Annotated in this window: 20 protein-coding genes and 1 pseudogene; 17 read left to right on the top strand and 4 right to left on the bottom strand. The window is 60.3% G+C overall.

What is annotated here, in order from left to right:
• Positions 1 to 12 precede the first annotated feature (12 nt).
• The 12 genes from FHT76_RS33405 to FHT76_RS33350 all read left to right on the top strand — a co-directional run bounded on the left by FHT76_RS33405 (position 13) and on the right by FHT76_RS33350 (position 12,016).
• Positions 13 to 510, top strand: a complete 498-nt coding sequence (locus tag FHT76_RS33405) for a ubiquinone biosynthesis methyltransferase UbiE (protein ID WP_183756430.1) — start codon at positions 13 to 15, stop codon at positions 508 to 510.
• On the top strand, positions 507 to 1,685 hold the full coding sequence (locus FHT76_RS33400; RefSeq protein WP_183756431.1) for a class I SAM-dependent methyltransferase: 1,179 nt from the start codon (positions 507 to 509) through the stop codon (positions 1,683 to 1,685). Before FHT76_RS33405 ends, FHT76_RS33400 begins: the two co-directional genes overlap by 4 nt.
• Positions 1,682 to 4,039: a SpoIIE family protein phosphatase gene (locus FHT76_RS33395; protein ID WP_183864518.1), complete on the top strand. Its 2,358-nt coding sequence runs from the start codon at positions 1,682 to 1,684 to the stop codon at positions 4,037 to 4,039. Before FHT76_RS33400 ends, FHT76_RS33395 begins: the two co-directional genes overlap by 4 nt.
• 4 nt (positions 4,040 to 4,043) lie before the next feature.
• Complete coding sequence (locus FHT76_RS33390; RefSeq protein WP_183864517.1) at positions 4,044 to 4,601, top strand: slr1658 superfamily regulator; 558 nt, start codon at positions 4,044 to 4,046, stop codon at positions 4,599 to 4,601.
• A gap of 17 nt (positions 4,602 to 4,618) precedes the next feature.
• Positions 4,619 to 4,957 carry a slr1659 superfamily regulator gene (locus FHT76_RS33385; RefSeq protein WP_183756434.1) on the top strand — a complete coding sequence of 113 codons (339 nt, stop codon included), beginning with the start codon at positions 4,619 to 4,621 and terminating at the stop codon, positions 4,955 to 4,957.
• Between the two features lie 64 nt (positions 4,958 to 5,021).
• Positions 5,022 to 6,197 (top strand): helix-turn-helix domain-containing protein, encoded by a 1,176-nt coding sequence (locus tag FHT76_RS33380; RefSeq protein ID WP_183756435.1) that lies wholly within the window; start codon positions 5,022 to 5,024, stop codon positions 6,195 to 6,197.
• Positions 6,198 to 6,541: 344 nt separating this feature from the next.
• Positions 6,542 to 6,763 carry a hypothetical protein gene (locus FHT76_RS33375; protein ID WP_183756436.1) on the top strand — a complete coding sequence of 74 codons (222 nt, stop codon included), beginning with the start codon at positions 6,542 to 6,544 and terminating at the stop codon, positions 6,761 to 6,763.
• Between the two features lie 456 nt (positions 6,764 to 7,219).
• Positions 7,220 to 8,260 carry a fatty acid desaturase gene (locus FHT76_RS33370; RefSeq protein WP_183756437.1) on the top strand — a complete coding sequence of 347 codons (1,041 nt, stop codon included), beginning with the start codon at positions 7,220 to 7,222 and terminating at the stop codon, positions 8,258 to 8,260.
• A gap of 69 nt (positions 8,261 to 8,329) precedes the next feature.
• Entirely contained in the window at positions 8,330 to 8,620 is a 291-nt protein-coding gene (locus tag FHT76_RS33365; protein WP_183756438.1) for a hypothetical protein, read from the top strand.
• Between the two features lie 235 nt (positions 8,621 to 8,855).
• Complete coding sequence (locus tag FHT76_RS33360) at positions 8,856 to 9,233, top strand: VOC family protein (protein WP_183756439.1); 378 nt, start codon at positions 8,856 to 8,858, stop codon at positions 9,231 to 9,233.
• A gap of 45 nt (positions 9,234 to 9,278) precedes the next feature.
• Positions 9,279 to 10,823, top strand: coding sequence for a DHA2 family efflux MFS transporter permease subunit (locus tag FHT76_RS33355; RefSeq protein WP_183864516.1), 1,545 nt, complete (start codon positions 9,279 to 9,281; stop codon positions 10,821 to 10,823).
• A gap of 170 nt (positions 10,824 to 10,993) precedes the next feature.
• The gene (locus FHT76_RS33350; protein WP_183864515.1) at positions 10,994 to 12,016 is read left to right on the top strand and encodes an LLM class flavin-dependent oxidoreductase; all 1,023 of its coding nucleotides are present in this window, start codon (positions 10,994 to 10,996) and stop codon (positions 12,014 to 12,016) included.
• Between the two features lie 74 nt (positions 12,017 to 12,090).
• On the opposite strand, the gene FHT76_RS33345 is transcribed toward FHT76_RS33350, so the two are convergent.
• Entirely contained in the window at positions 12,091 to 12,678 is a 588-nt protein-coding gene (locus tag FHT76_RS33345; protein ID WP_183864537.1) for a YigZ family protein, read from the bottom strand.
• 338 nt (positions 12,679 to 13,016) lie between these two features.
• Positions 13,017 to 13,278, bottom strand: a pseudogene (locus tag FHT76_RS33335) (DUF4142 domain-containing protein); the annotation flags it as partial.
• A 284-nt stretch (positions 13,279 to 13,562) separates the two neighbouring features.
• Between FHT76_RS33335 and gabD the strand changes: the two are divergent.
• The 4 genes from gabD (at position 13,563) to FHT76_RS33315 (ending at position 20,249) form a co-directional block, all read left to right on the top strand.
• On the top strand, positions 13,563 to 15,017 hold the full coding sequence (gene gabD, locus FHT76_RS33330; RefSeq protein ID WP_183756564.1) for an NADP-dependent succinate-semialdehyde dehydrogenase: 1,455 nt from the start codon (positions 13,563 to 13,565) through the stop codon (positions 15,015 to 15,017).
• 393 nt (positions 15,018 to 15,410) lie between these two features.
• Entirely contained in the window at positions 15,411 to 17,360 is a 1,950-nt protein-coding gene (locus tag FHT76_RS33325; protein WP_183756442.1) for a PrkA family serine protein kinase, read from the top strand.
• Between the two features lie 25 nt (positions 17,361 to 17,385).
• Positions 17,386 to 18,702 (top strand): YeaH/YhbH family protein, encoded by a 1,317-nt coding sequence (locus tag FHT76_RS33320; RefSeq protein WP_183756443.1) that lies wholly within the window; start codon positions 17,386 to 17,388, stop codon positions 18,700 to 18,702.
• 11 nt (positions 18,703 to 18,713) lie between these two features.
• On the top strand, positions 18,714 to 20,249 hold the full coding sequence (locus FHT76_RS33315) for a SpoVR family protein (RefSeq protein ID WP_183756444.1): 1,536 nt from the start codon (positions 18,714 to 18,716) through the stop codon (positions 20,247 to 20,249).
• Between the two features lie 106 nt (positions 20,250 to 20,355).
• Here FHT76_RS33315 and FHT76_RS33310 read toward each other — a convergent pair whose 3' ends face one another.
• Positions 20,356 to 21,633 (bottom strand): DUF3422 family protein, encoded by a 1,278-nt coding sequence (locus FHT76_RS33310; protein WP_183864514.1) that lies wholly within the window; start codon positions 21,631 to 21,633, stop codon positions 20,356 to 20,358.
• A gap of 130 nt (positions 21,634 to 21,763) precedes the next feature.
• Complete coding sequence (locus tag FHT76_RS33305) at positions 21,764 to 22,987, bottom strand: NAD(P)/FAD-dependent oxidoreductase (RefSeq protein WP_183864513.1); 1,224 nt, start codon at positions 22,985 to 22,987, stop codon at positions 21,764 to 21,766.
• Positions 22,988 to 23,094: 107 nt separating this feature from the next.
• Here FHT76_RS33305 and FHT76_RS33300 point away from each other — a divergent pair, with 107 nt between their 5' ends.
• Positions 23,095 to 24,633 carry a sodium:proton antiporter gene (locus tag FHT76_RS33300; RefSeq protein WP_183756447.1) on the top strand — a complete coding sequence of 513 codons (1,539 nt, stop codon included), beginning with the start codon at positions 23,095 to 23,097 and terminating at the stop codon, positions 24,631 to 24,633.
• Positions 24,634 to 24,768: the final 135 nt, after the last annotated feature.

The raw sequence follows: 24,768 nt of genomic DNA, 5'->3' as shown, positions 1-24,768 counted from the left end.
AGGTCCGATGCAATGAAAGAGGCCGCGTTCGAGCAACTGCTCAAACTCGAAATGGAGATGGCAACCTTCACGGCCGACTGGCTGCATTGCGACCAGCTGTCAAATTATGTCGCCCGCATGGTCAGCCATGACCGCCGTGACCCGTTGCGCCATTCCAACCTTCTGTCATCAGCCCTGAACGAACTTCTCGAGATGTCGTTTCGCGCCGACGTCCAGGATGGTGAGCTCGTCTTCGGCTTCTATCGCCACCAGCACGTCGAACGCATCGAATTGAGCTTCCCCTGCCCATCGCAGCAGCAACGGCACTATAGCGAGGTCGTGGACTCGCTGAAGGATGGCGACAAGCTCGCTGGCTATGTCGAGATCATCGCAGATGAGACAGCGCCCATCGAGCAGTCGGTCCTCGTGGGGCTGGCGGTCAATTATGACGCGGGCATCGAGTTGCGCTCGACGGGTGCCGACACCTTGACCTTCGTCGTCGACCTGCCGCTCGAGAGGTTGCTCAATTGACCGCCATCACGTTTTCTCCGGCCTTCACGACGCAGTTCGACACCAGCAATCAGGAGTTTCTCGCCGCCGGTGTCTGCCGCCCTCGCTCCATCGCCGACATCGCCGACGACCTTAAAGTCCTCCGGGATGGCATCGAAACGGTGAAGGGCGTCTTCTATGTCAACCTCAAGCGCGTGACGCATATGAACAGCACGGCCTTCCACGCGCTTAGCCGCGTCCTGGTCGACGCGTCGCGCTCGAGGCCGGAACTGCAGATCGTCGTTGTCGTATCGAGCGTCGTGACATGGGCAACGCAGATGTTCAGGCATCTCGGCGAGCTCTCCCCGAACATCACAATGGAGGTCTACGATTCAGCCTTCTATCCCGGCCAGACCTTCGTCGAGAACCAGAGCTTCATCCCGATCCTCAGAACCCAGACCAAGATGACCTGGCGGCATGAACGGCAAATCCTGCCCCGTCATGGCTTGCGCAGCGGCATGACGATTGCCGACATCTGTTGCGGCATCGGCGATTTCGCGATGCTTGTCCGGAAGGAATTTAACCCCGCCAGGATGGTTGCGCTCGATCACTCGGTGGCAAGCCTCGACTACGCACGCTCGGTCGCGGAGCAATTCTGCGTCAGGGACATCGAGTATACCTTCGGCGATGCCTCGCAGATGCTGTTCGAAAGCGACCAGTTCGATTTCGTGACATGCCGGCATTCCCTGCAGATCTTCGACCGGCCGGAGGTTCTCCTCAGGGAACTCTTTCGCATCTGCAAACCGGGCGGGCGCGTCTACATCACGAACGAGAAGAACTCCCACTGCCTGGGCGAGCCGCGCGCCGACAGTATTCAGTGGACCTATACCGAGGTCGCCAAGCTGTTTCGCCATTTCGACATGGATGTCGAGATGGGTCCGAAGGGCTCACGCCTGTTGCGGGATGCCGGCTTTGACGATGTGAAGATCGAGAGCTTCATGGTTACCAATCACGACGGCGACCCCCAGGAGTTCGCTGACATCATCCAGGCGTGGGAAGATGTCTACGCCGGCGAAATGGCAGTCAGGCGCGGCGATACGCCCGAATTCATCAAGCGTTTCAGACAGGGTTTCGCTGATCATATCTTTGCTGCCCTGCATCCGCGCGGCTATGCCGGCTGGCCGATCTGGGCCGCTTCGGGACAAAAGCCACTATGACGGTAACCGCTGGCGGGCAAGGTGTTGGGCTTCGGTCGTTTCGTACGAAATTCATCATCGTTGTCGGTGGTGCGGTGCTGTTCGACCTGCTTGTCAGTGGCGGCCTCGCCCTGTGGAACGTGCAGCGATTGTCCCGGGATGCGACGGCACAGGTCGGTCAGGGCCTGGAAAAGGCGAGCCAGGACTACATTCGCACATCCACGGATTCGACGGCTGCGCAGGTCAGCCTCCTTCTTGGTCAGGTCCATTCGGATGTCAAAGCCCTCGCAGGCGTTCTGCAGGACCAGATCGATCATTCGGCCCGCAACGATGCGGTTGGCGCCGCGATGGCAAGTGCCGAACCCAAAGGGGTGACGGTTGCCTATGACGCCAAGGGCAACTGGGCACAGAACCTTCCGGGGTCCCCTTCCGTCGTCAGTGTATGGGGGTATCTGCTCGACAAGGATCATCGTCCACTACCCCAGGTCCAGGCCGATATCGACACAAGCACCGTTCTCGATCTCGTTGCGCCGAACCTGTTGCGGACGGGCGCATCGAAACTGCAGATGTACTACATCGGCCCGAAGGAGCGGCCAATCTTCAGGACGGCGCCCTACACGGATCAGGCGCAGACGTTCGATCGGCTCTATCCGAAACACAACGACCAGAACTTCTGGGATTTCTTCTTTCCGGGGCTCTACGAGTCATGGGAGCGGTGGGCGCTTGATCCCGCGTCGCGTCCCGCTCCAGACAACATCACCCAAACCGCGCCCTATACCGATGCCATCACCGGAAAGCTGATCGTCAGTTTCTTCCATCCACTGTGGACGCCCGACCGTCGCGGCGTCGCCGGGACCGCCGGTGCCGACATCACGCTCGACCAGCTCGCTGAGGTCGTCGAGCACGTGAAGGTGGCAGAGACCGGCTTCGGTTTCCTTGCCATGTCGAACGGCAATGTCGTGGCGATCAATTCGGCCGGCGAGAGGGTTATGGGCCTCCAGGCGGCGAATGAAGAGGCGGGCAAGGGTGTCACCGGGCTTGACCGTTCCTTGCCAAAAAGCTCGCAAAAGGCCATCGCTTCCCTTCCCCTGGATCAGGACGGCAAGGTCCAGCGCATCTCGCTGACGGAGAACGGCGAGGACGTGCCCTATCTGCTTGTCACCAAGCAGCTTGCCCCGTCCAATCTGTGGGTGGATGGTCCGGTCAAGCAGGAGGCCATGTCGCTCGGCATCGTCGTCCCGGAGCGGGAGATCTATGCCTCGCTGATCGCCGCCAGAGAGCAGATCACCAAAGCGACCAATCGCATCCTGATCTATCAGGTGCTTGCGGTCCTCATCTCGCTTCTGATCGTCACCGCCGCCGTCTTTGCGGCGTCGAAACGCATTACCGGGGGCATCAGCGCCCTCGCGGCAGCTGCCCGGCGCATTCAGGCCAAGGACTATTCCGTCAGGGTCGACATTCGCAGCAAGGACGAGGTGGCAGAGGCCGGGCTCGCCTTTAATCGCATGGCCGAGCAGATCAGCTTTCACACCGAAAACCTCGAAAACATGGTGACAGAACGGACGCGGCAGATCGAGGAGGCCAAGGAGGAAATCCAGGCCTTGAACACGCAGCTGAAGAGCGAGAACCTGCGTCTCGGCGCCGAGCTGGATGTCGCCAGGCACATTCAGATGATGGTCCTGCCGCGCGCGACCGAACTCGGCGCGGTCGAGCACCTGGAGATTGCCGCCTACATGCGTCCCGCAGACGAGGTCGGGGGCGACTATTATGATGTCCTGCAGAGCGGCAGGAGTTTGAAGATCGGCATCGGCGACGTGACCGGTCATGGCCTCGAGAGCGGGGTGCTGATGCTCATGGTGCAGTCGGTGGCCCGGGCATTGCTGGAGGCAGGAGAAACGGATCCCTCGAAATTCCTCACCCACTTGAACAGCGCGATCTTCAAGAACATCGAGCGGACGAGGACCGACAAGCACCTGACATTGTCGTTCCTCGATTACGACGGCGACCGACTGACGATTTCGGGGCAGCATGAAGATCTGATCGTGGTGCGCCAGACCGGCGAGGTCGAGCGCATCGATACCGGCGACCTCGGCCTGCCCGTCGGCCTTGAGTCCGACATCACGCCATTCGTCGACACGCGCGAGATCTCGTTTGAGAAAGGCGACCTGATCGTGCTCCACACCGACGGTGTCACCGAGGCCGAAAATTCCCGTGGCGAGCTGTTCGGCATCGAAAGGCTTTGCCAGAGCGCACGACAGCTGCACGGCCAGTCGGCCGAGGAAGTCAAGGACGGCATCATTGACGGCCTCATGGCGTACATCGGAACGCAGAAGATTCATGATGACATCACGCTGGTCGTGATGCGACATAGGTGAAGTGATGACAACGGTGCTCTTTGGACAGGAATATCTGGCGTCACCGGAGATTGCCCACTCCATTCGACTGCGTCTGCTTGACGGTCCGCTCGATCTCGCCTGGAAACATTCCGGGATGACGTCAGACTTCATTGCAGAGATGATGACACCGAGATTTCGGCCGTCAAAGCGGCTTTACAACCAGCTTCGACAGGATATTGGCTATCTTGCAAACGAGCTGATCGAGAACGCCATCAAGTTTCGCAGCCGCGGCGAGGTGGTCGTGGAAGCGCTGGCACAGGCAGACTGCTTCCGGCTTCGCGTCTCTAACCTCGTCGACCGCGAAACCGCCGACAGGTTTCAGCAGTTGCTGGCCACGGTCACGAGCGGTGACCCCGGCGAGCTCCTGATCGAGCAAATCGAGGCCAGTGCGATGGCGACAAGCGGGAATGCATCCGGCCTCGGCATTCTGACGCTGATGAGCGACTACGAGGTGCAGTTTGCCTGGCTTTTCGAAGGCGAGGAAGACAACGAACCGACGAAGATCCAGACCTATGCCGCGATGGCAATTCCATCGTCCTGAAACATCAAAGGTGCTGAATGGAAATTAGAGAAGAAGCATACCGCGTCTGGTCCGAGGGCGGCACCGTCTATTTCGACGGTACGATGAGGCTCGCGGGACCCGATGCCTATGCGCCGGTCCATGCGCTGGCGATGAAAGCCATTGAAGACGGCGGCGGCAAGACTACCTTGGATCTGACTGGGCTTGAATTCCTCAACTCCTCGGGGATAAATTTATTGGCTAAACTGACAATCGAAGCGCGCAAGCGACCGGATCTGCATTTGACGGTGCTTGGCTCTTCTCAGGTCTCCTGGCAGATGAAATCCCTGCCGAACCTGAAGAAGCTGCACCCGGGCGTCGATCTGAGGATGACCTAGGATTATGAGTTGGCCTGGACCAGGCAAGGGTGGTGCCTTGCCTGGTCCGTCAAGGAGGCGTCAATTGCCCGACAATGGACCATCACGAGCAGCCGCGCCGCCCGCAGGTGAGGATGCGCGCGCCGAAGAAAGCAGAACGTCAGGGATCGAACGCCGCCGGTTCCCGCGAGAGGAAAAGCCGCCGGAACCGCCCGCTCCTCCCTCGGTCCTGAAGCCGCTCCGCTTTACCACGGGGAATTTGCCGGCGGACCAGCAGTTCTCTGCCTGGCAGGCCTATATGGCGCCATTGGTCGACGTTCGGCTGCCGGACAGCGTTCCTCCCGGAACGCCCTTCCCGGCCGACCACGCAGCATGGAACCTCGGCGGAATGCTGGTCGTACAGCAGACGGCCCCGGCACACAGCTTCCTTCGCCAGGAGACAAAGGTGAGGTCAAACCTCATGGACCACTGGCACGTCATGGTCGTGCGCAGCGGCAGGACATGGACCGAGGTCGACGGACGCGTTTGTCACGGCGAACCGGGCAAGGTCGAGTTGCGAACCCTTGGACACCCTTTCCGAGGGCGTTCGACGGACGCCGAGATCCTGTCCCTCTACCTGCCGCGGGAACTGCTTTACTTCACCTCCACCGAGGTCAAGAACAACACGACGCTATCGGGAACGCGGACAACGCTGCTGATCGATTATCTGGACGGGCTCGAGGCAAAGCTTGCTCAATTGTCGGAGGGGGATCTTCCTCACGTGGTCCAGACGGTCCGTGACATGATCCTGACCTGTGTCTCGCCGTCCGCGGCGGACTATCCTTCGGCAGAACTGCCCTCGTCCCTGCCCCTGAAGGAACGGGTTTTCCGTTTCGTGCAGGCCAATCTGACGGCCGATGACCTGACGACGGAGCGAATTTGTCGCGAACTCGGCGTGTCGCGCACGCGGCTATACCAGGCTTTCGAGCGCGATGGCGGTGTCCACCACTTTATCCAGCGTCGACGGCTCCTCTCCGCTCACGCTGCCCTTAGCGATGCTGCCAACCGGCAGCAGATCATCGACATTGCCTTTGCTGCCGGTTTTTCCTCCGCCGCCCACTTCAGCCGGGCCTTCAGCAAGGAATTCGGCTACACCCCGCGCGAGGCGAGACACATCGCCGTTCCCTCCTACCTCGGACAGGCGGTCGAACCGATCTCGGGGGTCGAAGGCGCAGATTCCTTCGACAAGTGGCTGAGGTCGCTTGGCCACCGCCAGGACTGACGGTCCTCCAATCAACAAAAAAGGTGGTCGACGGGGAAACCGGCACGCTGGCGTGTGGCCTTGACACTCCAGCGCAAAGGAAGTGCCGCACGCGCCTTGCACACAGCAACCGCGTCAATCAACGCAACCCCGCAGGCACCATCTGCCGGCCCCGTTAAAAATAGCAGTTACCTGGAGTTGCTGCTCTCAGAAATGGACGCTGCTGCAAGTTTCCGGATGCTTGGCTAACGACAAGGGTCGGGTAAGCCATTAAAAACGAAGCATAATCAAAGTGCAGGCAGCGGAGATGGAGTGCACGACAAATGCGCTCCAGTGCAATAAGGCAACTTTCAGAGGCACAGGCAATGGACCCGACCAATCCCACGATCAATATTAACAATCCTCAGTATGCTGCGAATGATCCGTATCGCGTCGTCGAGCGCGAGGAAGTGCTTGCAACGGCTTTCCGGGCCTTTGTACAGCGCGCAGTGGGTGCGGGTTGGAACGAAGCAGAAGTCGCACTGACGTTGGCAGACATCGCTGACGACTATGTCATGGCACTCGCCCGAAGGGTCAAGGCAAACTAGTACCGCGTAGCATTCGCGTCCTGCTGGGGAGGACGCGAACATGCCCGACCCCGGGGTCGGCCCGAGTGCATGCCGCTTCGCGCACCACCGCGAAGCGGCACGTTCATTTTTGGGGCACCGGTCCGGCCTGGCTGCTCGTGCCATCGGCAAACCGGTTTGTACTCCTGGCGCTCCCAGCCCTTCCTGCAGGTTGACGCTTTGTCGTGGCCTCTATAAGAGGCGGCATCGAAACTTGTTTGCCGATATTTGTTTTTGCTGCGCTCGTCGCTTCGTAACAACTTCCCTTCTCACAAGTCGAAAAGCACCCCAGCGTGTTGGCAACATCACGCGGGAAGGAACATGTTTTCCAATACGAGGTTGAAATGCTCGTTGAGGCAGGCGCCCCTTGAAGCAGGAATTGGCGAAGCGAGCGAGGCTGCGGCATCGGTTCTTCGGCCAGGAAGGCAAATTGGACATATGAAAGGCAGTGTCGCAGTGCTTACCGCTCCGGTAAGGGCGAATGATCGCGCGTGGCTAAAGGTTCTTTCCGCATACCGCCAGCCTCGCCTCTGGCGAAGCAGCTTCGAGATCGTGGTGACGCTCGTTCCCTTTGCGATTTTTTGGGGCATTGCATTCATCTCTCTCTCGAAGGGCGTCTGGCTGGGAATGATATCGATCGTTCCGGCGGCTGCATTCCTGTTGCGGCTTTTCATGATCCAGCACGATTGTGGACATGGCTCGTTTTTTGCGCGCCGACGTCTTGATGACTGGACGGGACGAACAATCGGCGTTCTGACCCTGACCCCCTATGACTACTGGCGGCGGGCGCATGCTACCCATCATGCATCGGCTGGAAATCTGGACGAGCGAGGAACGGGCGACATCCACACCCTTACGGTCGCCGAGTACCATTCACTTTCAAGACTGAAAAAGCTTGCTTATCGCCTCTATCGGCATCCGCTGGTCATGTTCGGCATCGGGCCCGCCTGGCTGTTCCTTTTAAAGCAACGCCTGCCGTTCGGGATGATGCGCGATGGTCTGTCGCCGTGGATTTCCACAATGGCGACCAATTTCGCGATCGCGGCACTGTCGCTCGGATTGATATGGACTGTCGGAATTGCCCATTTTCTTGCAATCCACCTGCCAATCGTGACCCTCGCAGGGGGAGCAGGTATTTGGCTCTTTTACGTACAGCACCAGTTCGAGGAGACGCACTGGTCGAATGCCGACGACTGGCAGTTTGCGGAAGCTGCGCTCCACGGCGCTTCATACTACGATCTGCCGCCGGTGCTTCGATGGATAACCGGCAACATTGGGATTCATCATGTTCATCACCTGTCGAGCAGGATCCCTTACTACCGGCTGCCCGAAGTATTGCGCGACTACCCACAGCTGAGAAATATTGGCCGCATCTCGCTTGGCGATAGCCTCAGATGTGTGCGGCTCGTGCTCTGGGACGAAGCGAAGGGCAAGCTCGTATCCTTTCGCGAAGCCTCCCGGGCAGCGGCAGGGGCCTGACAGGCTCCAGATGATCCTCTGGTGGAAATCGCCATGCACAGCAATGTCAACACTTCAAGGACTGCAATAATGCCGACCACGCTTACGCCGACACAAATCAGAGGCCTGAAACTCGCCAGGGATGGAAATCTGTTTCCCGCTGATGCCGGGAAATGGACCCACCTGAACGCAACCGTGACCTATGCGAAGAACGACAGGTTTAAGGAACGCCCGCAGAAGATCAAATTCCTGACCTCGGCGACAGTCGATGATCTGAAACAATTCGGATTGCTGCAAGACCTTTCGCCGGACGCGGGCAAATACGACGCCGCTTGCGGTATCACGATGGCGGGCAAGATCTGGCTCATGCAGAACAAGTAGTCTGCACCTTAACGACTGTCTGCCGTTGTTTCCTCTCACCGTCGGCAACGTTGCTTTCAAGATAAGCGACGGGCCAACGATCCTTCTCACCGAGCCAGATGTCGACGGGGCACGACCAATGGAAATCATTTCCTTTGGGGATGCGAGACTGTAGTCTCCACGCGGGCCCTCCGATCGTCCCCGGGCCCAATGTCCGCGGCAGCGAGACCACGCTGCCGACCTCAGAGGAGAAGTGATGTTCGACCATGTTTCCATTGGCGTTGCCGATCTCGAGCGTGCACGCAAGTTCTATGACCAGGCGCTGGAGCCTCTCGGATACACCAGGCTTTCAAACAGTGACAATTGGGTCGGCTACGGCGCCGAACACCCGCAATTCTGGATAAAGCCGGCCGCACGGCCGGTTGTCCCCGACATCGAATCGGGACTGCATTTCTGCTTTGTCGCCAAGAGCGAGGATGCTGTTCGATCCTTTCACGCCAACGGCATTGCCAATGGCGGGACCGACAATGGTGAACCGGGTCTCCGGCCGGAATACGGATCATTTTACTACGCCGCCTTCATGATCGATCCCGATGGCTATCGGATCGAGGCTTTCTTCCACCGCCCCGAATAACCTCGCAAGGCGACCGCCTGCCATAGACAAACGCAAGGCCATCGAATGCCACAGCATCGACAGACCGTCTCCGATCATGCGCCGTCAGCGATGGTTTGGGTCGGCTTTGTCGCGATGTGCACCGGAATGTTCATGGCGATCCTCGACGTCCAGGTCGTAGCAACGTCCCTGCCGACAATCCAGCAAGGCATCGACATCGATCCCGACAAGATGAGCTGGATCCAGACAGCCTACCTGATCGCGGAAGTGGTCGCGATCCCGCTGACGGGAATTCTTACCCGCGTTCTGACGATGCGGTGGCTGTTCATCGTTTCCATCCTCCTGTTCGTCGTGGCTTCGGCCGGCTGCGCAGCGAGCGGAACCTTTGGCGCACTGGTGTCATGGAGGGTGCTTCAGGGCTTCTCGGGGGGAACACTGATCCCCGCCGTTTTCTCCGCCGTCTTCATTCTTTTTCCGAACGAGCGGCAGGCGATCGCCACGACCATCGCAGGCGTGCTCGCCGTCCTTGCCCCCACCATCGGCCCGATCATCGGCGGCTGGCTGACGGCGACCTATTCCTGGCACTGGCTGTTTCTGATCAACATCATTCCGGGACTTGTCTCTGCGGTGGTAGCCTGGCGGTGCCTTCCGCACCACAAGGCAGATTTCGGCGAACTCAAAAGCCTCGACCTTGCCTCGCTCGTCATGCTGGCGATCTCGCTTGCCAGTCTAGAACTTGCACTGAAGGAGGCGCCCACGTCAGGCTGGACTTCGTCCCTTGTGGCCGGCCTGTTTGCCACAAGCTTCGTCGCGGGAACCGGTTTTACGGTTCGCTCGCTGCGCCGCAGACGTCCGATCGTCGACCTCGGTCATTTCCGTGATCGAAATTTCCTGATCGGTTCTGCCCTGAGTTTCGGGCTCGGGATCGGCCTCTTCGGTTCAGTCTACCTCATGCCTGTCTTTCTGGCCTTCATCAGGGGACAGAACGCGCTCGAGATCGGCGCGACCATGCTCGTGACCGGCATCACGCAACTCATTGCCGCACCGATCGCAGTCTATCTGGAGAAGCGGACGGATCCGCGCCTCCTCTCTGCCGTCGGCTTCTTTCTCTTTGCGCTCGGACTGTGGATGAGTGCGTTCGAGGATCCACGGACCGGTTACGACGCGATGTTCTGGCCGCAGGTCGTGCGTGGGGCAGCGATCATGTTCTGTCTGCTGCCGCCGACTCGATTGGCGCTGGGGACCCTTCCGCCCGACCAGGTTCCGGATGCCAGCGGCCTTTTCAACCTGATGCGCAACCTTGGGGGCGCGATCGGCATCGCCATGATCGACACGATCATCTACACGCGGTCCGAGCCATTGACGCAATCCCTGTGGGATCGGCTGCGCGCGGGCGACCACGCAGCCGCCGCCTTTGTCGGCGCACCCGCAGAGGAGCTTGTTGGACATGGAGGCACCCTCAACCCGGATACCGTCGCGGCACTCGACCCCCTGGTGCAGACGGCGGCGAGTGTCCAGGCGATCAACGAGGCGTGGATGATGGCCGCCGTCCTGACTGCCTGTGCATTGCTTGTCCTTCCATTCGCAAGGCCGGTCGCAGCACCGCGCTGACCGCTCATCGTTGCGGCATCCCGTATTTCCGGCGGCGTTTAGTCTGTCTGACGTCGGAGGTCGCAAACGGTGAACGCAGCGTTCAATCGCCTTTTCATGGCAAATTCCCCTTCCCATGTTATGGCCATCACAATCCGGCGGTTCAGACCGTCACAGTCACGGACGTCATCATGAAGAAAATCGGTTTCCTTTCCTTTGGCCACTGGTCGCCCTCGCCCCAGTCACAAACCCGCTCTGCCGGCGATGCTCTCCTTCAGTCGATCGATCTTGCTGTGGCCGCCGAAGAGCTCGGGGCGGAGGGCGCCTATTTCCGCGTCCATCATTTTGCCCGGCAACTCGCCTCGCCATTCCCACTGCTTGCCGCCGTGGGCGCCAGGACGAAGAGCATCGAAATTGGAACCGCGGTCATCGACATGCGCTACGAAAACCCGCTCTACATGGCCGAGGATGCCGGCGCGGCCGACCTCATTGCAAACGGGAGGCTACAACTCGGGCTCAGCCGTGGCTCGCCCGAGCAAGTGATCGACGGCTGGCGCTATTTCGGCTATCAGCCAGACGAAGGGTCGAGCGACGCCGATATGGGACGCAGCCACGCCGAAGTCTTCCTGCAGGCGCTGAAGGGTGAGGGCTTTGGCGAGCCCAATCCAAGACCAATGTTTCCAAACCCACCTGGCCTGCTGCGTCTCGAACCGTATTCGCAGGGCCTGCGCGATCGCATCTGGTGGGGCGCTGGATCCAATGCGACCGCCATCTGGGCGGCCAGACTCGGGATGAACCTGCAGAGTTCTACCTTGAAGGATGACGAAACCGGTGAACCCTTCCATGTCCAGCAGGCAGCCCAGATCCGCGCCTATAGGCGGGCCTGGCAGGAGGCCGGCCATCAGAGAACGCCGCGTGTGTCGGTGAGCCGCAGCATCTTCGCGCTCGTCGATGATCGCGATCGTGCCTACTTCGGGGGCAGTGGCAAGGAGCAGGATTCGATCGGCTTTATCGACCAGAACACGCGGGCCATATTTGGTCGCTCCTATGCGGCCGAACCGGACGCTCTCGTAAAGCAGCTCGCATCGGACGAAGCGATCGCGGAAGCCGATACGCTGCTGCTCACCGTGCCCAACCAGCTCGGCGTCGACTATAATGCCCATGTCATCGAAATGATCCTGAAGCATGTCGCGCCGGCCCTCGGCTGGCGCTGATCGGTCGCCATCAGGATGGAGCATTGCGCGTTGCCATATTGAAGAGCGGCAGCGGGCCTTGGCTGGCCTTGCGATTACCGCGGCACAAAGAGCGTACTGCGTCCGCTTGTGGTGTCTGCAACAAGCCGTTCGACGTCCTCCGATTTCCATTCCGGAAAGCTTGCCGTCAGCTCGGCGCCGCCTCCATGAAATGTCTCCTTGAGGATGGAGAGGCCCGGGACCGCCGCCAGGCGCGCCTTCAGGATCGCCAGGTCCGAATAGGCTGCCTCAATCGTTCCTTCGAGCGTCGGGACGATCTCGATCGTCTCCCCCGCCCGCAGGCAAGCGGCAGCCGTTCCGCCATAGGCCCTGATCAGGCCGCCCGTGCCGAGGAGCACACCGCCGAACCAACGCGTGACGATGACGATGACCTTGTCGAGCGATTGCCCGTCGATTGCCTGCAGGATCGGCTTGCCGGCGGTTCCACTCGGCTCACCGTCGTCGCTGAACCGATAGGTCTGGCCGCTTCGCCAGGCAAAGCAATTGTGGTTGGCATCGGCATGCGCGTAAGTGGCCAGTGCATCCTTCGCGTCGGCTTCATCGGCAATCGGTAGGGCCGCCGCCAGAAACCTGCTTTTTTTGACGATCTGCTCGAAGACAATAGGGCGTTCCAGGGAATACATCGCAGCTGTATACGCCAGCCTTGCCGACGGGCGAAGGGGATTATGGGGCGTGATCATCCGTAACGGATCAGCTTCGAGGGCGGCTGACCGTCGCCGCCCGGCCTCAATCCGTCCCTTCATGTTCAGATGGAACCAACAGTAATAGTCAATCGACCGGATCCCCTTGAACTCGGCGGTCGCCGTATGGGCAAGGATATCCCTGTTGACCCATTCGATCGTTTCACCTGGCCTGGCGGTGACCCCCGGCGGGCGCAAACATCATTTTCTCGATCGTTACCGCGATTGTCTCTGCCCGCGCTGGAGCGGCCCCGAGGGCCACCGCGAAGGCCAGGATGGTCCATCGATGCCGCATCATCATTGTCCTGCAGTGTGACCTTGAGCTTCTTCACCAGGGCAAGCGCCTGCTTGTTGATCGCCTCGTGGTCCCGCACCATGTCCTCGGCAAAGCTCGGTGCCTGCTTTGCCGCCTCGATCTCGATCGATCCGGCCGTGTAGGCGATATGAGCGATCTGGGGATCTGTCGGTTTGTCCGCAGCCGGCGCAGGGTGCCAACCCAAGCAGGCAGATCGTGGTCACAGCTGTCATCAGTCGCGTAGTCATGGAACCTCCTTCGTCCTTGCCGAAAGGCCGGACAGTTTATCGCTGTACAAACGTTGGATGTCGGCTCCCGAATAAGGTTCCCGGCATCGACCGGGAGAACCGGACCGCTCCCGTATTCGTGTTCTGCAACACCCTTTTCTCCCCGGGGGCAACGGAAGACAGTCAGGGCGAAGGCTGCGAAAATCTTGCACATGTCGATGCCACGTGATGGCATTTGACAAGCGCGGCAAAGGAGGCCGACATTGCCACCAGCAACGACACCGTTTTTGGATGGGATGGAGAAGATGAACCTCAAGGATCCTGGACTCTTTCGCGAGGCGGCCCTGGTCGGCGGTCGATGGATCGACGCCGATCCATCGAACGCGATCGAGGTCAATGACCCGGCCACAGGCGACATCATCGGTCGTGTACCGAAGCTTGGCGCTGCGGAAACCAAAGCTGCGATCGAGGCGGCCGCCACGGCGCAAAAGGCCTGGGCGACCCGCACAGCAAGAGACCGTGCGATCATCCTGCGCAAATGGTTCGAGCTGATGATCGAAAACAAGGACGATCTCGGCCGCATCCTGACGCTGGAACAGGGCAAGCCCGTTGCCGAAGCCACCGGCGAAATCGTCTATGGCGCAAGCTTCATCGAATGGTTCGCAGAGGAAGGCCGGCGCGTTTATGGCGATCTCGTTCCCGGCCACCAACCGGACAAGCGCATCATGGTGATGAAGCAGCCCATCGGCGTGGTTGCCGCCATCACGCCCTGGAACTTTCCCAACGCCATGATCACCCGCAAGGCAGGTCCGGCATTGGCCTCCGGGTGCGCCCTGGTGCTGAAGCCAGCCAGCCAGACGCCTTTTTCAGCGATCGCGATCGCCGTGCTTGCAGAGCGTGCCGGACTGCCCGCCGGCCTGTTCTCCGTCATCACCGGTTCGGCGCGCGAGATCGGGGCGGAGATGACCGCCAATCCGATCGTGCGCAAATTGACCTTTACCGGCTCGACCGAAATCGGCGCCGAACTTTACAGGCAGAGCGCCCCGACCATCAAGAAGCTCGGGCTGGAGCTCGGCGGCAATGCCCCCTTCATCGTCTTTGACGATGCCGATCTCGATGCTGCGGTGGAAGGCGCGCTGATCGCCAAGTTTCGCAACAATGGACAAACCTGTGTTTGCGCCAACCGCCTTTACGTCCAGGACGGTATCTACGAGGCCTTTTCGCAGAAGCTTTCCACGGCTGTCGGCAAGCTGAAGATCGGCAATGGCTTCGACGAGGGTGTGATCCTTGGTCCCTTGATCGATCAGCCGGCCCTGGAAAAGGTCGAGGAGCATGTGGCTGACGCCCTGTCGAAGGGGGCACACGTCATGGAGGGTGGCAGGCGCCATTCGCTTGGCGGCACCTTTTATGAGGCAACGGTGCTGACCGGTGTCACCAGCGACATGGCTGTCGCGCGCGAGGAAACCTTCGGGCCGGTGGCGCCGCTTTTCCGGTTCAAGGACGAGGCCGATGTGATCGCCCAGGCCAACGATACCGAGTTCGGCCTAGCATCCTATTTCTACGCCAAGGATCTCGCCCGCGTGTTCCGCGTGGCCGAGGCCCTCGAATACGGCATGGTCGGGGTCAATACCGGGCTGATCTCGACGGCAGAAGCGCCCTTTGGGGGCGTGAAGCTCTCCGGCCTCGGCCGCGAAGGGTCGAAATATGGAATCGATGAATTCATGGAGATCAAATACGTCTGCCTCGGCGGCATCAGCTAAGAGACTGGTCGCAGCTCGTCTTCACTCTTCTGTGAGCGCTCGCACGGCCACCCAACGTCCTTCGCCGTAGCAAAACGCGTCCTGCGGCTGTGATTTCCTTCGCCGGCACAGAATTGCAGCGGTCGAAAATACAATGGTCGTCGCGGCAGCGTGATGACCTTTGCCATGGAGATTGGATGGCTTTCGTGGCATATTGTCATCAGCACTGCTCAACATTTGAGTCGCAATTCCAGCGCTAGAATGGAGACGATATGATGCTGTATGGCCCTTACGAGCCAAATCCGAATTCCTGTAAGTATTTGAAGGAACAAATACTACGCAGCGCCGTTATAGTGATGAGCGGGCCGACAGGGCTGCTATCCCGTTTTAACCAGCCGGCCGCGGGAGAGCATCATGCAAAAGGGTGAAAGCGACGTCTTTGATCTTTTTTCGGAAATTTACACAAGTGCTGCGCAGGAAGAATTTAGCCTGCAGGAATATCTGCTAGCGTGCCGCGATGACAAAAGTCTCTACGCAACGGCGCAAGAGCGCATGGTCGAGGCGATCGGTGAACCGACGCTGATCGATACCAGTGCCGACGAACGCATGGGCCGCATCTTTGCCAACCGGACTCTGAAGATCTACCCCACATTTGCCGACTTTTATGGCATGGAAGATACGATCGAGCGGATCGTCGGCTACTTCAGATACGCTGCCCAGGGCCTCGAGGAACGCAAGCAGATCCTCTATTTGCTCGGACCCGTCGGCGGCGGCAAGTCATCGCTGGCCGAACGCCTGAAAAGGCTGATGGAACAGCGGCCAATCTATACGCTGGCGGTCAATGGCAAGGTAAGCCCGATCTTCGAGTCCCCCCTTGGGCTCTTCCACCCGGACCGGATGGCCGGCCTTCTCGAAGACAAGTACGGCATTTCCAGGCGCCGCCTCACCGGGCTGATTTCGCCCTGGGCAACCAAGCGGCTTGACGAGATCGGCGGCGATATTTCGAAATTCAGCGTCGTCAAGCTGACGCCATCCCGGTTGCGCCAGATCGCAATTGCAAAGACCGAACCGGGTGACGAAAACAACCAGGACGTCTCGGCCCTGGTCGGCAAGGTCGACATCCGACAACTCGAAAACTTCAGCCAGGCCGACCCGGACGCCTATTCCTACAGCGGCGGGCTGAACAGGACGACGCAGGGGCTTCTCGAGTTCGTCGAAATGTTCAAGGCACCGATCAAGGTCCTGCACCCGCTGCTGACTGCGACCCAGGAAGGCAGCTACAACGGGACCGAGAACTTCGGCGCCTTCCCCTTCCAGGGCATCGTCGTCGCCCACTCAAACGAATCCGAGTGGCTGCAGTTCAAGAACAATAAGAATAACGAGGCATTTCTCGACCGTATCCTTGTGGTCAAGGTTCCCTATTGCCTCCGGGTCACCGAGGAACGGCAGATCTACGAAAAGCTTCTTCGCGAGAGCGAACTGGCAAACAGCCCCTGTGCTCCCGAAGTCCTCGAGAACCTCAGCCGCTTCACCGTCGCAACACGCCTTCACGTGCATGAGAATTCTCCGCTCTACACGAAGATGCGCGTCTATGACGGCGAGAATCTGAAGGATACGGATCCGAAGGCAAAGTCCGTCCAGGAATATCGCGATGCGGCGGGCGTTGATGAAGGCATGACCGGCATCAGCACCCGCTTCGCGTTCAAGGTCCTCTCGGAGACCTTCAACTACGACACAAAGGAGGTGGCAGCCGATCCGGTGCATCTGATGTACATCATGGAGCAGGCGATCCGGCGGGAGCAGTTCCCGAAGGAAACGGAGGCGCGCTACCTCGACTTCATCAAGTCGGAACTCGCCGCGCGCTACGCGGAATTCATCGGCCATGAAATCCAGAAGGCCTACCTGGAATCCTACAGCGAGTACGGCCAGAACCTCTTTGACCGCTATATTTCCTATGCCGACGCGTGGCTGGAGGACCAGGACTTCAAGGACTACGACACCGGTCAGATTCTCAATCGGGAAATTCTCGACAGCGAATTGTCGCAGATCGAAAAGCCGGCCGGCATCGCCAACCCCAAGGACTTCCGCAACGAGGTCGTCAAGTTTACCTTGCGCGCCCGCGCCAGGAACAGCGGCCGGAACCCCTCCTGGACCAGCTATGAAAAGCTTCGCGAGGTAATCGAGAAGCGGATGTTCGGTCAGGTCGAGGATCTACTGCCTGTCATCAGCTTCGGCTCCAAGAAGGACAGTTCGACTGAAAAGCAGCACGCCGAATTTGTCCAGCGCATGACTCAGCGAGGCTACACCGTCCGCCAGGTCCGGCGGCTCGTTGATTGGTACATGCGGGTCAACAAGGCCGGTTGACAATGCCGAACCGGGGGATTGGCAGATGCCGAATTTCATCGACCGCCGGCTCAATCCGAAGGACAAGAGCCTTGGCAACCGACAGCGTTTCCTGAACCGAGCCCGGGAGGAATTGAAGCGGGCTATCAAGGAGCAGGTAAAATCGGACAAGATCGCCGATGTGGACGCCGCCCACGGCGTTCCCATGCCCAAGCGTGGCGCGGGCGAGCCGACATTCCAGCCAAGCAGCGGCAGCGGCGACCGGGAGTACATCCTCCCCGGCAATCGGGAATACATGGCAGGTGACAAGCTGTCGCGACCACAAGGAGGTGGCGGAGGCGGAGATCGCGGCGCTGGTCGCGGCGAGAGCGAGGATGATTTCCAGTTCATCCTGTCGCGCAACGAAGTCCTCGACCTCTTCTTCGAGGATCTCGAGCTTCCTGACATGGTAAAGCTCAATCTGAAGGAAACGGTTACCTACAAGCCGCACCGTGTCGGCTTCAGCACCGCTGGTACGCCCACCAACATCAATGTCGGGCGCACGATGCGAAACAGTTTCGGCCGCCGAATAGCGCTGCAACGCCCGAGCGAGGCGACCGTGAAGGCAGTTGCGGACGAGATCGCCGTGCTGGAGGCGATGGAGGAGCGATCTGCCGCGGACCGGCGGCGCCTGCAGGCGCTGCGCGAGGAACTGGAGCAGTTGGAACGGCGGCGACGGCGCATTTCTTATGTCGATCCCGTCGATATTCGCTTCAACCGCTTCGAACGCCAGCCGCTGCCCAATGCCAGCGCCGTGATGTTCTGCCTGATGGACGTATCGGCATCGATGGGCGAGCGCGAGAAGGATCTGGCCAAGCGCTTCTTCGTGCTGCTGCATCTGTTTCTCACGCGCCGGTACGAGCGGATCGACATCGTCTTCATCCGTCACACCGATGAGGCCCATGAGGTCGACGAGGAAACGTTCTTCTACAGCAAGCAGAGCGGTGGCACTGTTGTTTCGACCGCGCTCGAGGAAATGCTTCGGGTGATCGAGGAGCGATATCCCGCCAATCTCTGGAATATCTATGCCGCCCAGGCCTCCGACGGCGACAATATCAGCGGCGATTCGGAACGCTGCGCGGAGCTTCTCCGCAACCATCTGATGCGCCTTTGCCAGTACTACGCCTATGTCGAAATCATTGATGAGCGCGAAACGGAAATATTTGGAGCCACAGACAACGGCACCTCGCTGTGGCGTGCCTACCGCACCGTCGACGGCGCGATCCCCAACTTCCAGATGACCCGTATTTCCAAGCCGGCCGACATCTATCCGGTTTTTCGCAAGCTCTTTACCCGGCAGCCTGCCGTGCGCACGCGCAAGTAAGGGAAGACCGAATGGCGAGACGCTCGAGCCCAGGCCTGCTGTTTGACGGTTCCGACTGGAATTTCGCGACCCTTTCACGTGCCTACGACGCCATCGAAACCGTGGCGCTCGACGAGATGGGGCTGGATGTCTATCCCAACCAACTGGAAATCATTTCGTCGGAACAGATGCTGGATGCCTACTCTTCGGTCGGTATGCCGTTGATGTACCAGCACTGGTCGTTTGGCAAGCGCTTCATCTTCGAGGACAATCTCTATCGCAAGGGCCGGCGCGGACTTGCCTACGAACTGGTGATCAATTCCAATCCGTGCATCACCTATCTGATGGAAGAAAACACCATGGCCATGCAGGCGCTGGTGACCGCCCATGCCGCATTCGGCCATAATCATTTCTTCAAGAACAATTACCTGTTCCGGCAGTGGACCGATGCCGGCGCGATCCTGAGCTACATGGAGTTTGCCAAGAAATACGTTTCCAAATGCGAGGAGCGGCACGGGACGAATGCCGTCGAGGCAGTCCTGGACTCGGCACACGCCTTGATGGACCAGGGCGTCTTCCGCTACCGGCGGCCGCCGCGCCTTTCATCCGAAAAAGTCAGGGAGCGTGCCCGCGAACGACTGGAATACGAGGAACAGACCTATAGTGACCTGTGGCGAACACTGCCGCTCGCAACAGAGAGCCGCAATCCGGAGGATGCCGAACGCGATGCGTCCGAGCGCAAGAAGGTTCTCAACCTTCCCGAGGAGAACCTGCTCTACTTCCTGGAAAAGAACAGTCTCATCCTCGAGCCCTGGCAGCGTGAAATCCTCCGGATCGTGCGGGTGATTGCGCAATATTTCTACCCGCAGCGCCAGACCAAGGTGATGAACGAGGGCTGCGCCACCTTTGTGCACTACACGATCATAAACCGCCTCTTCGATCAGGGCCGGATCAGCGAAGGCGTGATGCTGGAGCTCCTGGCAAGTCATTCCAACGTGGTCTTCCAACCCGCCTTTGATGATCCCCGCTTCCCAGGAATAAACCCATATGCGCTTGGCTTTGCGATGATGCAGGACATCCAGCGCATCTGCATGGACCCGACGCAGGAGGATCGCGACTGGTTTCCGTCCTTTGCCGGCAATGGTGACTGGCAGGCAACGCTTCTGGATGCCTGGGCAAATCACCGCGACGAGTCCTTTGTCCTGCAGTATCTGAGCCCGGCCATGATGCGAAAATTCCGGCTGTTCGTGCTGAGCGATCGCGCCACCGACAATTTTTGCGAGGTATCTTCGATCCATAACGAACGAGGCTATGCGGCAATCCGGTCGTCGCTTGCGCGCAGCTATGACGTCGGCGCAAGACAGCCCGATATCCAGGTGGTTGATGTCGACCTGCTCGGTGACAGGCAGCTCAGGCTGCAGCACAATGTCAGAAACGGCATCCTTCTCGAAGAAAGCAACCGTGATGCCACCCTGGCTCACATCCGCCACCTATGGGGCTACGATGTAAGCCTACAGGGTGTCGATGGCTCGACGGGGGCAGTCCTTTACGAGTGCTCGACCGCCTGAACCGGGAAGGAATTGGCGCCCCAAAGCGGATTGCCGCAAGTCGGGCCATTGCCTTTGTCTCCCGCAAGCCCAATCGCATATCGCTCCGGCTGCCTGGGAAAGCACATCAATGCCTATCCTCTTCGGCATGCCTGCGCCTGATGCTGCGCACAACAAGCCACATGCCGGCGACGACGAGGGGAACGGACAGGCCGGTCAGCGTTTCCGGGGAGACGTCGAGGCCGATATTGTGCGCGCCCTTCGCCAGATAGCCGAGCAGCCCGACGACATAGTAGGAGATCGCGGCAACGGACAGGCCTTCAACGGTCTGCTGCAGCCGCAGCTGCAGTTGCGCACGACGGTCCATCGAATTGAGCACCGTCGTGTTGATGCGTTCCAGCTCGACATCGATCCAGCTCCGCAGCAGGGCTGTCGCGCGCGCCAGCTTGCGCGACAGGTTCGCCTGCCGTTCCTCCACCGATTGGCAGGTCCGCATTGCCGGCGCAAGCCGACGCTCGAGGAAGGCGCCGAGCGTCTCGCTGCCGGGCATCGCCGTCTCCGCCAATGCCCGGATACGCTCCTGAACAATCTCGTAATAGGCGCGGCTGGCTCCGAACCGGTAGAGGCTGAGTGCCGCATTCGCCTCCAGCTCGGCGGCCAGGCGTGTAATCTCGGACAACATCTGGTCCGCTTCGTCGCGCGCATGCAGCTTCATGCGCTGGGTAATCGCCGTCAGGCCGGATTCGATCTGGCGAATTTCGGGCGAGAGCGATTGCGCCAGTGGCAGGCCCATCATCGCAAGGGTACGGTAGGTCTCGATATCGAGAAGGCGCTGGACAAGCGCGCCCCGGGCGCTGTCGGACATGCCGCGATCGATGACCAGAATTTTCGTCAGACCGTCTCCGTCCTGACGAAAATCGGTGAGGATCGCGGCCTGGCCATTCTTCAGTTCGCTCCGGCACAGGCTGGTCGGGTCGAAGACCGATTTTTCCTGCTCCGTCTCAGGCGTATCGGGCCGGATTTCCAGCCTGATACCGGAGATGAATGGCCCCGGTGGCGAAAAGCTTGCGCCGAAGGGATGCACGGCGATCGTCTGGCCAAACCTGTCCGGTGCTGGACAGTCCCAGAAATAGGTCGAAAATTCCGTATGCCGCTCCCAGCGGAGCGTCCCCGGCCCCCAGGTGATGGCATGATGGCTCGTTTCGCGGGCGGGTGGCGCAACCCCGCTTGACCGGGAAAGATCTGCAAGCGTCTCGTGATCGTTGTCACCGGCGCTTTCCGTCAGGAAAGCGAGCTGGAATATGACGCGCGACGCCGGCACGAGCGCATAGGGCCGCGCGTGAAGTTCCCCGAGCGAGCGTGCCCGAATGTCCGCAGGCGGAAAGCCAAAGCTTCCTTGCGTCATGCATCCATTCCCCGTGTCCATGATCCGTCCCCTTGGCCCCGAGCCGCCGGCATGCAATCAGCTCGCCCGGCCCCTGTCCAGCGGCATTGGACGCAGCGACCGTTTGCCACACCGGGACGGCACCCGAGGCTCAGGCAAGCCGCTCGATCACCTCATCGGCTGCCCTCTCGCCGCTCTGCCAGGCTCCATGTGCGGTGGAAAAGTCAAAGGGGTGGGTCGCCTCGCCAGCGAAGAATAACCTCTCGGCCACAGGCCTCGCCAGGGTCAGGCGGGCGCTCGCCTCACCCGGCAATGCATGGCTGTAGGAGCCCCCCACCCAGTCGGTCCGGCACCATGATGTTGCTGCAAGCGGCCGCACATGGCGACGGATATGGGCGCCGAGCTGCGCCGACAACTCCTCGATCGCAAACGCAAAGGCCTCGAGCAGCCCGGCACGCTCGATGGCGACAGCGCCCGTGCCACCGAAGAAGCCCTCGATCACCGGTCGACCAAGCGGCCGGATATAGTAACTGCCGGTTTCGCTTGCATGTGGATTGCCGAGGAGATGGGACTCGGGGTCAAGCCCGTGGTCGCCGTGCAGTTCGAAGAACAGCTTGTCGGCAAGGCCGAGGGGGAGTTTGCCTGCGGCATGGAGATGGTCGTCTACATCCGCGTCGAAGGCGATTGCACCCCTGGACAGGATGTTCGTCGAGGCGGTGACAACAGCCGTGCGCGCACTGACAGCGCCATGATCGGTATCCAGGCGGACGCCCTGACCGGTCAAGGCGATGCGACGAACCGGCACGGACAGCCTGAGTGCCACCTCCGGAAGGCTTGATGCAATCAGGCTGCCGTATCCCTTACGCACCCGCCAGTTGGAATCGGTCGACGCCTTGTCGTAGGCAAGGAAATCGACGACCGACAGTCGGTCGAGGGCAGCGCCATTCATGTAGCCGCTCACCGACTGGCAATAATTGTTCCATTCGCCCTCTGGCGGCAAAAGGTCCGAGGCCCGGTCACTTGCCGGCGGAGCGCTCTCCATGCGTTGCTGCAGGGTCGACCAGGCGGTCGCGGCGGCCTGTTGCTCCTCGGCAGAAAAGCCGAGATCATGCCATTGTCTTTGCCAGGCCGTGGGGCCTGCTTCGATCTCGAAGCCTTTGGCCTGCGCGAGTTTGACCAAGGGATTACGCTCGGCCGAGTGCAGCCAGCCGCATCCCATGTCGAGCGGCATCTGAGCCAGTTCGATGGTCCAGGCGCGGCCGCCGACGCGGTCGCTCGCTTCGATGAGCATCACCGAACGCCCGGCCTTAGCCAACCGGCGCGCCGCCGCAATGCCCGCAGCGCCAGCACCCACAATCGCAACGTCGTAATCCATCTTCGCGCTCCGCGCCGCTGCACTATTATGTCGGCAGTCGGAGCTTCGAGCATTACAGGGAATTTACGACCGCTTCAACGCGCGCGAAAGCCTGCTACTATTCAACGATGACGTTCTTTGAAACCCTCGTCGCCCTGCTTGCGGTCGCGATCTTGCTTTTGCAGGTAACGCGGCGAATGCAGCTGCCTTATCCCGGCATTCTCGCTGCCGCCGGCGTCGCTGTCGCGATGCTGCCAGGCGCCCCGGTCATTCCGATCGACCCGCCGACGGCGCTTGCCCTGTTCATCGCGCCTGTCCTCGTCGACGCAGCTTATGATTTTCCGCTTGGCGCAGCCAGGCGGATGGCGTTGCCGCTGTTCGTCTATGCCGTGGTCGCCGTACTGGTCACCACAGGTGTCGTGGTCTCGATCAGCGCATGGACTGTCGGGCTGCCGCTTGCCGTGGCCGTCACGCTTGGGGCAATCGTCGCTCCGCCTGATGCCGCCGCCGCGACTGCCGTCCTGTCCAATCTGCCGGTCTCGCGGCGGGTGGACGCCCTGCTCAAGGGCGAGAGCCTCTTCAATGACGCCACCGCCCTTCTGCTGTTCAGCGCGGCCCTGACCGTCCAGGCTCGCGGTGGCATCGATTTGAGCACCGTGGTGCGACTTGGCCTTGCGGCTCCAGGCGGAATAGCCTTCGGCATTTTGTTCGGTTATCTCGTCTCCGGGTTAAGACCTGTCACAGACAATACTGTCGGCGGCACGCTGCTTCAGTTCGTGTACGCCTTCGCAACCTGGCTGATCGCCGAAAGGCTGCATCTGTCAGCCGTGCTGGCGACTGTATCGTCGGCGATGACCATTGCAGTCCTCACCACGGTCAATGATTCACCACGCATGCGCGTTCATTCCTTCGCCGTCTGGACAACCGTTGTCTTCCTTTTGAACGTCGTCGCATTCCTGCTGATGGGTTTGCAGGCGCGTCGCATCGTGGAGGCGATGTCGGCTGCCGAACTCGCCCGGGCACTCCGGTTTGCGGCGATCGTCGTCGCCGGGGTGATTGGCGCGCGGCTTTCGGTCGCCTTCCTCTTTCACGCCATCGTAGGATTTCGTCATCGACGCGGACACAGTCTTGCACCCTTCGCATCCGGCGAAACCCTTCTTGTCGGATGGTCTGGCATGCGCGGTCTCGTGACCCTTGCCACGGCCTTTGCGCTGCCAGCCGATTTTCCCGAACGAAACCTCGTCGTGCTGACAGCCTTTTCGGTCGTGCTGGCGACGCTCATCATCCAGGGCGCGACCCTGGCTCCGATGATCAGGCTTATGAAGCTCGGACGACAGGAAGAGGCACGCGAGGAGCTTTTCTTGGCGCGAAAGTCATTGGCCGAGGCTGCGCTCGTCCGGCTTTCGACCGAGAGTGGCGCGGAGGTAGAAGCGCTGCGCCAGGCATATCGTGAACATTGCGAGCGGGATGCCAACCCGGGCAAGTCCGAGGTCGATCGACGGCAATTCCTGTCGCGGCTTGCAGTGCTTGCGCAACGCGAGCGGCTGGAGGAACTGCGCGACACGGATCGAATTGGGCCAGGGCAATATCTCGAGCTGCAGGAGGACCTGGACTGGAAGCAGCTCGCCACCGGCTCCGACGAAGAGCGGCGGATCTCCGAAAGCTAAGGGCGCATCCGAGCGTCCTCCAGCCTCCACAGCCGTCTGCAGCCGCTTGGAAAACGATACACCCACAATGTTGTGATGGAACCATCTGGCTGCTGCGGCCTTAGTGGTTCACAATCCCTGCGCGGAGCCAAAGGC

It is taken from the genome of Rhizobium sp. BK176 (genome assembly GCF_024808055.1).
This window is presented reverse-complemented; position numbering and strand designations above follow the sequence as displayed.

Excerpts from the sequence above, each read along its gene's own strand:
- FHT76_RS33405 (WP_183756430.1), top strand. The coding sequence starts at position 13 with ATGAAAGAGGCCGCGTTCGAGCAACTGCTCAAACTCGAAATGGAGATG.
- FHT76_RS33395 (WP_183864518.1), top strand. The coding sequence starts at position 1,682 with ATGACGGTAACCGCTGGCGGGCAAGGTGTTGGGCTTCGGTCGTTTCGT.
- FHT76_RS33390 (WP_183864517.1), top strand. The coding sequence starts at position 4,044 with ATGACAACGGTGCTCTTTGGACAGGAATATCTGGCGTCACCGGAGATT.
- FHT76_RS33385 (WP_183756434.1), top strand. The coding sequence starts at position 4,619 with ATGGAAATTAGAGAAGAAGCATACCGCGTCTGGTCCGAGGGCGGCACC.
- FHT76_RS33375 (WP_183756436.1), top strand. The coding sequence starts at position 6,542 with ATGGACCCGACCAATCCCACGATCAATATTAACAATCCTCAGTATGCT.
- FHT76_RS33370 (WP_183756437.1), top strand. The coding sequence starts at position 7,220 with ATGAAAGGCAGTGTCGCAGTGCTTACCGCTCCGGTAAGGGCGAATGAT.
- FHT76_RS33365 (WP_183756438.1), top strand. The coding sequence starts at position 8,330 with ATGCCGACCACGCTTACGCCGACACAAATCAGAGGCCTGAAACTCGCC.
- FHT76_RS33360 (WP_183756439.1), top strand. The coding sequence starts at position 8,856 with ATGTTCGACCATGTTTCCATTGGCGTTGCCGATCTCGAGCGTGCACGC.
- FHT76_RS33355 (WP_183864516.1), top strand. The coding sequence starts at position 9,279 with ATGCCACAGCATCGACAGACCGTCTCCGATCATGCGCCGTCAGCGATG.
- FHT76_RS33350 (WP_183864515.1), top strand. The coding sequence starts at position 10,994 with ATGAAGAAAATCGGTTTCCTTTCCTTTGGCCACTGGTCGCCCTCGCCC.
- FHT76_RS33345 (WP_183864537.1), bottom strand. The coding sequence starts at position 12,678 with ATGTATTCCCTGGAACGCCCTATTGTCTTCGAGCAGATCGTCAAAAAA.
- gabD (WP_183756564.1), top strand. The coding sequence starts at position 13,563 with ATGAACCTCAAGGATCCTGGACTCTTTCGCGAGGCGGCCCTGGTCGGC.
- FHT76_RS33325 (WP_183756442.1), top strand. The coding sequence starts at position 15,411 with ATGCAAAAGGGTGAAAGCGACGTCTTTGATCTTTTTTCGGAAATTTAC.
- FHT76_RS33320 (WP_183756443.1), top strand. The coding sequence starts at position 17,386 with ATGCCGAATTTCATCGACCGCCGGCTCAATCCGAAGGACAAGAGCCTT.
- FHT76_RS33315 (WP_183756444.1), top strand. The coding sequence starts at position 18,714 with ATGGCGAGACGCTCGAGCCCAGGCCTGCTGTTTGACGGTTCCGACTGG.
- FHT76_RS33310 (WP_183864514.1), bottom strand. The coding sequence starts at position 21,633 with ATGACGCAAGGAAGCTTTGGCTTTCCGCCTGCGGACATTCGGGCACGC.
- FHT76_RS33305 (WP_183864513.1), bottom strand. The coding sequence starts at position 22,987 with ATGGATTACGACGTTGCGATTGTGGGTGCTGGCGCTGCGGGCATTGCG.
- FHT76_RS33300 (WP_183756447.1), top strand. The coding sequence starts at position 23,095 with ATGACGTTCTTTGAAACCCTCGTCGCCCTGCTTGCGGTCGCGATCTTG.